6 protein-coding genes are annotated in these 10,122 nt (G+C 71.6%); 2 read left to right on the top strand and 4 right to left on the bottom strand.

The window, feature by feature from the left end; translation table 11 throughout:
- Positions 1-1,969 (bottom strand): PQQ-dependent sugar dehydrogenase (locus tag ABD332_RS59530; RefSeq protein WP_425552472.1); only part of this gene is annotated, 1,969 nt, incomplete at its 3' end.
- 347 nt (positions 1,970-2,316) lie between these two features.
- Between ABD332_RS59530 and ABD332_RS59525 the strand changes: the two genes are divergently transcribed.
- Entirely contained in the window at positions 2,317-3,195 is an 879-nt protein-coding gene (locus ABD332_RS59525) for an amidohydrolase family protein (protein ID WP_344515974.1), read from the top strand.
- The gene (locus ABD332_RS59520) at positions 3,192-4,169 is read left to right on the top strand and encodes an aldo/keto reductase (RefSeq protein WP_344515972.1); all 978 of its coding nucleotides are present in this window, start codon (positions 3,192-3,194) and stop codon (positions 4,167-4,169) included. The genes ABD332_RS59525 and ABD332_RS59520 overlap by 4 nt, the downstream gene beginning before the upstream one ends.
- A 60-nt stretch (positions 4,170-4,229) precedes the next feature.
- On the opposite strand, the gene ABD332_RS59515 is transcribed toward ABD332_RS59520, so the two are convergent.
- From ABD332_RS59515 to ABD332_RS59505, 3 genes are all read right to left on the bottom strand, one after another.
- Positions 4,230-5,729, bottom strand: a complete 1,500-nt coding sequence (locus tag ABD332_RS59515; protein ID WP_344515970.1) for an arabinofuranosidase catalytic domain-containing protein — start codon at positions 5,727-5,729, stop codon at positions 4,230-4,232.
- A 176-nt stretch (positions 5,730-5,905) separates the two neighbouring features.
- Positions 5,906-8,284: a ricin-type beta-trefoil lectin domain protein gene (locus tag ABD332_RS59510; RefSeq protein WP_344515968.1), complete on the bottom strand. Its 2,379-nt coding sequence runs from the start codon at positions 8,282-8,284 to the stop codon at positions 5,906-5,908.
- A 64-nt stretch (positions 8,285-8,348) separates the two neighbouring features.
- Complete coding sequence (locus tag ABD332_RS59505; RefSeq protein ID WP_344515976.1) at positions 8,349-9,632, bottom strand: ricin-type beta-trefoil lectin domain protein; 1,284 nt, start codon at positions 9,630-9,632, stop codon at positions 8,349-8,351.
- Positions 9,633-10,122: the final 490 nt, after the last annotated feature.

The raw sequence follows: 10,122 nt of genomic DNA, 5'->3' as shown, positions 1-10,122 counted from the left end.
GCTCACCGTCGACCGGGATGGTGATCGTGCCGGTGCAGCCGTTCTGCGAGGTGATCTGGTGGGCGTGCTGGTCGTGGCCGAGCACGTAGGTCATGGTGACCTTCGAGCAGTCGATCGCCCCGTCCTCGGGGTCGGTGACCGTGACGCTCCACGGCACGCTGTCGCCGAAGGACACCAGCTGCCCCGACGCCGGCGTGTTCACCGTAACCGTGGGCGCGGTGTTGCCGACGCTGATCTGGACGCCGGCCGTCCCGGTGGCGCCCTGCGGGTCGCGGACCGTCAGGGTGGCGTTGTAGGTGCCGTTGGTGGTGTAGGTCTTCGTCGGGTTCGCCACGGTCGAGGTGGTGCCGTCGCCGAACGCCCACGAGTAGGTCAGCGCCCCGCCTTCCGGGTCACTGCTGCCGGCGGAGGAGAAGTTCACCGTCAGCGGCGCCGCACCCGAGGTGACGCTGGCGCCGGCGACGGCGGTCGGGGCACGGTTGCCGCCGGTGCCGACGTAGTCGAAGCGGTAGAGCGCGGAATTCGCGTCGCCGTTGCCGAAGCCGGCGCCGTAGTCCAGGACGTACAGCGCGCCGTCCGGGCCGAACTGCAGGTCCATGACCTGCTTGCCGACCCAGGGGAAGTTGTCGATCGTGCCCCGTGAGCCGTCGGCGTTGACAGTGATCGGCTTGATCCAGCCGCGGCCGAATTCGCCCGCGAAGAACATGCCGTCCAATGAGGGCGGGAACTTCGTACTCGACGGGTTCGACGCGTCGTAGCGGTACACAGGGCCCGCCATCGGCGACTCGGAGCCGCTGCCGAACTCGCTCGGGCTGCCGGAGTCGCCGGCGTACTTGATCCACGCCGCCCGGGCCTGCGGCAGGGTCTGCAGGCCGGTGTTGCGGAACGAGTTGTTCGTCGGCCCGCCGGCGCAGTTGAACTTGTTGCCGGTGCTGTTCGTGGCGAAGTTCCACTCGTTGTACGTCTCGCTGGTGGTGTTGCTGCCCGTGCAGTACGGCCAGCCGTAGTTGCCGGGCGACGTGATCCGGTTGAACTCGACCTGCCCGGACGGGCCGCGGTTGGCGTTGGTGGTGCCGGCGTCGGGGCCGTAGTCGCCGACGTAGACGATGCCCGTGGCCTTGTCGACGCTCATCCGGAACGGGTTGCGGAAGCCCATCGCGTAGATCTCGGCCCGGGTGTTCGCCGTCCCCGGCGCGAACAGGTTCCCGGACGGGATGCTGTACGTGCCGTTGGCGTTGACCTTGATCCGCAGGATCTTGCCCCGCAGGTCGTTGGTGTTGCCCGCCGAACGCTGCGCGTCGTAGGCCGGGTTGCGGTTCGTCCGCTCATCGAGCGGCGAGTAGCCCGCGGAGTCGAACGGGTTGGAGTCGTCACCGGTCGACAGGTACAGGTTGCCGGCCGCGTCGAAGTCGATGTCGCCGCCGACGTGGCAGCAGATGCCACGGTTCGCGGGCACGTCCAGGATGTTGACCTGGCTGCTCATGTTGACGGTGAAGTCCGCGTTGAGGGTGAACCGCGACAGGCGGTTGACGCCGGTCCACGTCGCCCAGGTCGCGTCCGTGCCGGTGGCCGGCGCATCGCCCGACGGCGTGTTCAGCGGCGGCGCGTGATACAGGTAGATGTAGCGGTTCGTGGCGAAGTCGGGGTCGGCCGCGACGCCCTGCAGACCCTCCTCGTCGTGGGTGTAGACGGGGATGTTGGCGATCACCGACGTGGTGCCGTTGGCGTCGGTGCGGCGCAGCGTGCCGTTCCTGGCGGTGTGCAGGACCGAGCGGTCGGGCAGCACCGAGATGGTCAGCGGCTCGCCGAGCTCGGCGAGCCCCTTGGCGAGGGTCACCTGCTGGAAGTCGGCCGCGTTGATGGCCGCTGACGCCGGTGCCGCGGTGCCGGCGACCGCCGTGAAAGTTCCACCGGCGAGCGCGAGCATCACCGCCGCCGCGCGGCTTCGGTATCGGGGTGTTCGGTTCATGAACCCTCCTGACAGTGCGGGTCAGATGGGCGCGCGCCGCCGCGCCGAGTGCCGTGCATCGATGCGGTCACGCCGGACGATCGAGGGGGTGCACGATCCGACCGTCATCGATGCATCGAGCACGTTACATGATTGACGACATACGTCATATGTTTGTGTCACAGCGTTGGATTCGATCGCCACCCGCCTGCCCGGATCCCACGGTTGACTCCATACGTCATACGAGTTACGTTTTCGCGATCCATGAGCTCGGCTGTCCGCCACACCGGATGGAGTTCGATGCAAGCCGTCGTCTACCGCAGCGTCAACGGCGTCACGCAGCCCGTGGACGGCGGCTGGCCCGGCCGATGAACCACAGCGCACCGCGGGCACCGGGGCAGATCGTCGACGCCCACCACCACCTGTGGGTCCGCGCCCGCCACCCCCAGCCGTGGATCAGCGCCGCGACCATGAAGACGATCGACGCCGACTTCACCGTCACGGACCTCGCCCCGCTGGCCGCCGAGGCGGGCGTCACCCAGACCGTCGTCGTGCAGAGCATCTCCTCGCAGGCGCAGACCTCGGACCTGCTGCGCCAGGCGCGCACGACCGACCTCGTCGGCGGCGTCGTCGGCTGGGTCGACCTGACGGCGCGCAACGTCGCCGACCGCATCGCCCGGCTACGGGCCGGCGAGGGCGGGGACCGGCTCGTCGGCATCCGCCACCTCGTGCAGGAGGAGCCCGACCCCGGCTTCCTGGACCGGCCGGACCTGCGCCGCGGCGTCGCGGCGGTCGGCGCGGCCGGCCTGGCGTTCGACCTGGTGATCCGCCGCCACCAGCTGCCCGCCGCCGCGCGGCTCGCCCGCGACCTGCCCGGCGTGGCGTTCGTCCTGGACCACCTCGGCAAACCCGCGCAGCCGTACTCCAGGCACGGCGGCTGGGCCCGGGACCTGCGCACGTTCGCCGGGCTGCCGAACACGACCGCGAAGCTGTCCGGCCTGGCGACCGAGGCCGACTGGGCCTCGTGGACACCGCACCAGCTGCGGCCCGCCGTCGAGCACGCGCTGGACGTGTTCGGCCCTTCCCGGCTCATGTTCGGCTCCGACTGGCCGGTCTGCCTGCTCGCCACGTCGTACCGGCGCTGGATCGAGACACTCGCACAGCTGCTGCAACCGCTGGACGCGGCCGACCAGGCGATGATCTGGAGCGGCACCGCCCGCCGCGTCTACCGGCTGCGGCCGCCGTGACCCGCCGGACGCTCCCGCGCCGGCCGGCGGTCGGCCTCACCGCACTGGGTCTCGGCGCCTCACAGGGCGGCAACCTGTACCACGCGACCACCGACGAGACCTTCGCCGCGGCGGTCGACGCCGCCTGGGACGCCGGCATCCGGTACTTCGACACCGCGCCGCACTACGGGCTGGGACTGTCCGAACGGCGCCTCGGCGCCGCGCTGCGCACGAGGCCGCGCGACGACTACGTGATCTCCACGAAGGTCGGCCGGCTGCTCGTCCCGTCGCCGCGGACGGCGCACCTGCGCGACCCGGAAGGCTTCGACGTCGCCGCGACCCACCGGCGGCGGTGGGACTTCAGCCGCGACGGCGTGCGCCGCTCGCTGGAGGCGAGCCTCACCCGCACCGGCCTCGACCGCATCGACATCGTCTACCTGCACGACCCGGACGGGCACTGGCGGCAGGCCGCGACCGAAGCGTTGCCCGCCCTGACCGAGCTGCGTGACCAGGGCGTCATCGGCGCCGTCGGGGCCGGGATGAACCAGTCGGCGATGCTCACCCGGTTCGTCCAGGAGACCGACGTCGACCTGGTGATGTGTGCCGGCCGGTACACCCTGCTCGAACAGGGCGCGCTGCGGGACCTGCTGCCCGCCGCGCAGCGTGCCGGGGTCGGTGTCGTGATCGCCGGGGTCTACAACTCCGGCCTGCTCGCCACGGACCGCCCGCCGGCGGACGCGACGTACGACTACCGGCAGGCGCCCGGCGAGCTCATCGACCGCGCGCGGCGCATCGCCGGGATCTGCGAGGCGCACGGCGTCACGCTGCCCGCGGCGGCGCTCGCGTTCGTCCGCGCGCACCCGGCCGTCACCGCGACGGTGGTCGGCCTGCGCAGCCGGGCGGAGGTCCAGCAGACCGTGGACCGCGCCGCGACCACCGTCCCCGACGCGCTCTGGGCCGCGCTGCGGGCCGCCGGCCTGCTCGAGGTGGCATGAAGGGTGGCCCCGCCGCGTCGGCGTCGCGGCGGGGCCGATCCGGGTCGCCCGGCCGGACGGTCAGCGGTAGCCGGCCGCGACGATGTTCGCCTGCACCGCGTTCTCGGTCGCGTCGGACGGGTAGCCCGCCACCATGGCGCCCTCGTAGAAGGTGCCGGCGCTCTGGTTGGCGCCGCCGCCGGGCTTGCAGCAGTCGCCGCCGCTGCCGAGCACGATGGCACCCTGCTTCTTCATCGGGCTGTAGCCGTTGGGCAGGGTGCCGTCGTACAGGGTGTACAGGCTCCCGGCCTGGGCGTTGCTCCCCTTGATGGCGAAGCGGGACGTGCCGTTGTTCTTCAGCGTCGCGGTGACGAACTTGCTGGTGAACGCGCGCTGGTTGGGGTTCCAGGCGCTGCTGCCGCCGGGGAAGAGCCCCCACTCCAGGTCGGCCTGCACCCAGGGGCCGGAGCCGGAGCAGCCACCGAACCAGCAGCTGGTGCCGAAGTAGATCGCGTCCATGGCGCCGGCGGCATCGGCCTTGCGGGTCGTCTCGCTGTTGCCGTAGTCGAAGCAGCAGCCGCCGTTGACGTGGGTGCCGCTGGTCACCATGTACATGCCCTCGGGCGCGCTGCCGGTCGGCACGCCGGTCAGGTGCCCGTCGCGCCAGTAGCTGTTGCCTGGGTTGATGTACAGCGAGTACGCCTTGCCGCCGCCGACCGTCAGCGACTCCGCGGTGGCCCTCGCCGGGCTGCTCTGCGACGAGCCGGGCACGACGGCCGACCCCTGGTACCACAGGTCGTTGCCGCGCCCCGACTGGTCGTACAGGACCGTGATCACGCACGTGGTGCCGGCGCAGAAGGCGTCCTGGGCGGACGCGTTCGCGGTGCCGCCGGCCGTCACCACCCCGATGTCGCGGGTCGTGTTGTCCGAGGAGCGCCGCACCTGGTACAGGTTGCCGCTGTAGGCGCCGGACAGGGCCCGGACGGTGCTGTGCGCGGCGATGCACGGCGTGCCACCCGCGGCGTAGATGTCGCACGGCCCGCCGGTGCCGCCCGGCGGCGGTGACGAGAGCGTCCACTGCTGGTTGGACTGGCCGCCGCACGCGTACAGGATGATCTTCGTGCCGTTCGCGGTGCCGCGGCCCGTGGCGTCCAGGCAGAGCCCGGACTGCACACCGGTGACGGAGCCGTTGGCGTTGACGTTCCACTGCTGGTTGGTCTGCCCGTTGCAGTCCCAGATGATGACGGGAGTGTTGTTCGCGGTGCCGCGGCCGCTGGCGTCGAGGCACTTGTTGCCGTACACGGTCAGCTGCTTCGCGGCGGTGTAGGTCCACCACTGGCCGGCGGCGCTGCCGCAGTCCCACAGCTGGACCTGGGTGCCGTTCGTGGTGCTGGAGCCCGGCACGTCGACGCAGCGTCCCGAGCCGGCGCCGACGAGCTGCTGGGGTGTGTCGGCGGCCAGCGCGGCCCGGCTCAGCGTCGCCGCGGCGGCGCCGGCGAGCAGCAGCGTGACGACGACCGCCAGGACGGTCCCGCGACGGGTGGTGGGGTGTCCGGCCGGGCCGGCCGGCGCTGCGGCCATGGGTGGCATGGCGTCGTGGCGCGGGCCCATCAGCGCCGCGCCCGGCGTCGTGCGGCGGCCCTCGGGATGCGTTGCATGGTGCCCTCCTTCAGGTGTTCGTCCGGATGCCGGCGGGTGCGGCCCGGCCGTCCGATGTGGACGGCCGGACCGCGGCGCCGCCGGCGGGGGTGGAGCCGTCAGGCCCGGATCCAGGTCTGGTTGCTGCCGCCGTTGCAGGTCCACAGCTGCACCGCGGTGCCGTTGGCGGTGCCGGCGCCGTTGACGTCCAGGCACAGCCCGGACCCGCCGGCGACGATCGAGCCGTCGGCGTTGACCCGCCACTGCTGCCCGGCGCCGCCGTTGCAGGTCCAGATCCGCGCCCGGGTGCCCTGGGTGGTGCCGGCCACGTCGAGGCACTTGTTGCCGTAGACGGTGAGCTGGTTGCTCGAGGTGAGCGTCCACTGCTGGTTCGCGCCGCCGTTGCAGTCCCAGATCTGCACGACCGTGCCGTCGGCCTGGGCGGCACCGTTGACGTCCAGGCACCGGTTGGAGCCGGCGCCGCGGATCTCACCGGTCGACCCGCCCTGGGTGCCGACCGGGGTCACCGTGAGGTTGTCGAACTGCGCCGTGACGCCCTGGCCGGTGCCGTACCCGATCTGGCCAGCGACCCACGTCGAGTCCGACACCGTGCCGACGGTGGTGCCGTCGACGGACGCGCTCAGCGTGCTGCCGTTGAGCGTCAGCGACAGGGTGTGCCAGCGCCCGGTGCCCAGCGCCGCCGTGGTGCCGCTGGCGAGGGTCCGCCAGTTGCCGCTGGTGTTGTTGCTGCGGATCGACCAGGCGCCGGTGTCGGTGACCCGGAAGTAGTACCCGTTGAGGTTCTGCGGGCCCTGGTGGTCGTACGTGTTGCCGCGGCCGATGAGCTGCGCATACCCGGACTTCTCCAGCATGACGTCGGAGGAGACGGTGTAGTTGCGCCAGGTCAGGTCGCCCAGCAGCGTGAACGGCTCGGCGTGGCCGGACGTCCAGTAGATCGGCGCCTGCTCCGACATCTGCCGCACGCACCGCCCGGTGCGGCCGCCCCCGCAGGCGGCGACCTCGAACGAGCCCTGCTGGTCCATCAGGTACGTCGCCTCGCGGCCGACGGCGGCACCGTCGAAGGTGTCGCTGTACGGCAGCTTCAGGTTGCCCTGCGCGGGGCTGACCGCGGTGCCCTTGCCCTGCCCCGTGGTGGTGGTGACGCTGTACACGTAGCCGGGCTGGACGGTGAGGGAGAAGGCCCCGCCGGAGGGCGTGATGTCGGCGCCGCGCACGAAGTGCTCGGCGGTGTTGTTCGACCGGACGTTGGTGGACCAGACCCGCACCGTGCCGGTGGACAGGCCGCCGGTGACGGTGAAGTTCAGCGTCTGCGCCGCGCCGGCGTCCATCGTCTCGATGATCGTGCTGTAATCGCTGCCGGTAGGCGAGCGCAGCGAGACGTAGCTGCCGTTGCTGCGGTTGCCGCCGATGTAGCCGCTGGAGCCGTCCAGGTAGCGCCAGCCGGGGGCGGTGAACTGGGTGGTCTGCGCCATCACCCACGCGTTCTTGCCGATCGAGTACGCACCGGACCACGGCTGCGACGCGACCGCCACGCCCGTGGTCGCCCACGGGATGTTCGGCGTGATGGCGGCGATGGCCGGCCAGTTGATGTATCCGGTCATCCGCCCGTCGACGTAGCCCCGGTTGATGCCGCGGGCGAGCGCCTGCGCGCCGGCGTTGTAGTCGTCGGACCCGTTCTCGCTGGCCCACAGCGCCTTGCCGGTGGCCACCGCGTTGCTGGAGCTGGGGCAGCTGCTCTGGGCGCTGCGGTACCCGCACACGTAGTGACTGCCGAAGGTGGACACGGCGGCTGCGAAGGCGCTGTCGCGCAGCGCGTCGTCGGCGGCGGACCAGCCGAAGTCGTCCGACGCGACGATCTTCACGCCGCCGTAGCCGTGGGAGTTGAGCGCGGCGCGCAGGTTCTTGTACCAGGCGACGTTGTAGCCCTTCTCGTTCCAGCCGCCGAGGTAGTTGATCGTGAGCCCGTGCGTGCCCGCGCAGTCCAGCCACGCCAGGAGGTAGTCGATCGAGTCGGTGGACCAGAAGTTGCCGTTGCCGATCCAGCCGGGGGCGCCCCACGCCAGCCCGACCAGGCTGATGTTGGGGTTGCGGGCCTTGGCCTGCTCCATCAGCCACCACTCGTACCCGCGGTTGCAGTTCACGGCGCCGCGGGTGTGCTCGTGGCTGGGCTCGGCGCCGGACGTCGAGTTCGTGTCGCCGCCGATCTCCACCTTCAAGATCTGCATCGCCGCGCCGTACCCCGGCTTGAACAGGTAGTTCAGGATGTCGCTGCGCTGCGGCTCCGGATAGTCGATCAGCAGCCGGCTGTTGCCGCCGCCCCCGCTGACCGCGCCGATGCCGTCGAGCACCCGCCCGCCCGACGAGCCGTTGATCGTGACCGCGGTGGCCGCCTGCGCGGGGGTGCCGGGGGCGACCAGTGCGGCCGCCGCGGCCAGCAGCACCGCGGCGATCCTCGCCGCGCCGATCCTCGTTGCCATGGGTGTTCCTCCTCTGCTGTGGGCAGGGTGGCGCCAGCCGGGGCCGACGCCACCGGTGGACCGGTCAGGCGCGCAGGCTCCACCGCTGGTTGGCCTGGCCGTTGCAGGCCCACAGCTGGAGCTTCGTGCCGTTCGCCGTGCCGTTGGCGCTGGCGTCCAGGCACAGCCCGGACTGCACGCCGGTGATCGTGCCGTTGCTGTTGACGTTCCACTGCTGGTTGGCCTGGCCGTTGCAGTCCCAGATGACGACCGTGGTGCCGTTGGCGGTGCCCTGGCCGCTGGCGTCCAGGCACTTGCCGCCGTACACCGTCAGCTGGCGGCTCGCGGTGGCGGTGAAGCGCTGGTTGGTGTTGCCGTGGCAGTCCCACAGCTGCAGCTGGGTGCCGTTCGTGGTGCTGCTGCCCGGCACGTCGAGGCAGCGGCCGGAGCCCGCGCCGACGACCGTGACGTTCGACTGTCCCGGCTGCTGGCTGCCCGACGGGCTGCTCGACGGGCTGCCAGGCGGCTGGGAGCTCGGCGTCGTGCCGCCGGCGAACGAGGCGATGAACTGCCATGCCTCCGTCTTGGTCCACGTCCTGGTGCCGTCCTCGCAGCCGGAGCAGCCGTCGACCGGGCCCGGGCCGTGGCCGCCGTCGAACGCCGCCCACCGCACCGGGTACCCGTCACGGCAGGAGTAGGCGGTCGTGATGTGCCGGCCGCTGCCGGGCGACGGCTCCGGCGCGTTCTGGGCGGCGCAGCCGTTGTTGCGCAGGAACGTGTCGCGCAGCTGGCGGCCCGAGGCGATGTTCAGGACGTTGTCGGAGATGCCGTGGATGCCGAAGTACCCGATCGGCTGGGTGCCGCCGCTGCAGCCGGACAGCTGCGCGCCGGAGTAGACCACGACCGCCCGGAACACGGTGGCCCGGCCGCAGGCGATGGCGTAGCTCATCCCGCCGCCGTAGCTGAACCCCATCGCGAACAGCTGGGTGGTGTCGACGCAGAGGTCGTTCTCGATCATCCGGACCATGTCGTCGGTGAACGTGATGTCCTGGCCGCCGCTGTTGGCCCAGCCGTTGCCGATGCCCTGCGGCGCGACGAGGATCGCGCTGTTGCCGGACTGCTGCTGCATCCCGTAGTACGACCACGAGCTGCCGCTGCTGCCGCCGGAGGCCACGTCGTTCATCGTGCCGCCGCGCCAGTGGTAGCCGAAGATCAGCCGGTACGGGCGGGTGTTGCTGTACCCGTCGGGGATGCGCAGGATGAAGCTGCGGCTCTGCCCGCCGCTCTGGATGGTGTAGCTGCCGCTGCGCAGCGTCGGGGTCTTGCCGCAGCCGGCCGTCGTGGCCGCCGATGCCGACGGCATGGTCATCGCCGTCACGGCCACGACTCCGGCGGCCACGACGGCCACGGCGCCGAGCGCCGCGAGCCAGCGGGGCTTCGTTCGGGTGCTCACAGGTGGGTCTCCTTCGGTCGGCGGCAGCGCTCCCGGTTGGCGGGAGAGGCGCTGCCTGCGCAGCCATGGCCGGGGCGGGGCGGCCGGCGCCTGCGTCGGGTGGGGTACCGAGGATCAAACCTCGGGCGAAACATAATTCGTATGATGTCTTCGGTCAAGAGATATGGCGTCTTCGATATCCGCCGGCCGTGTCCGCCGCCGAGGGCGTGCCCGATGCGTTGGTGGCACCGGACACGCCCGAGCGGTCGGGAACGCGGGCCGCCGCGGCGGCCCGTACTCTCAGCGCTGCAGCGTCAGCACGCCCGGCCGCCACGGCAGCAGGTTGTAGTCGCCGCCCGCGCTGGGGTTCTTGCCCTGGTACAGGAACTGCAGGTTGCACGGGTCGATGGTCTTGGTCTGGTCGGGG

The organism is Dactylosporangium maewongense, from assembly GCF_039531485.1.
GTDB classification, from domain to species: domain Bacteria; phylum Actinomycetota; class Actinomycetes; order Mycobacteriales; family Micromonosporaceae; genus Dactylosporangium; species Dactylosporangium maewongense.
Note: the sequence above shows the minus strand (reverse complement) of the source record. Positions and strands in the feature narration are given on the sequence as shown.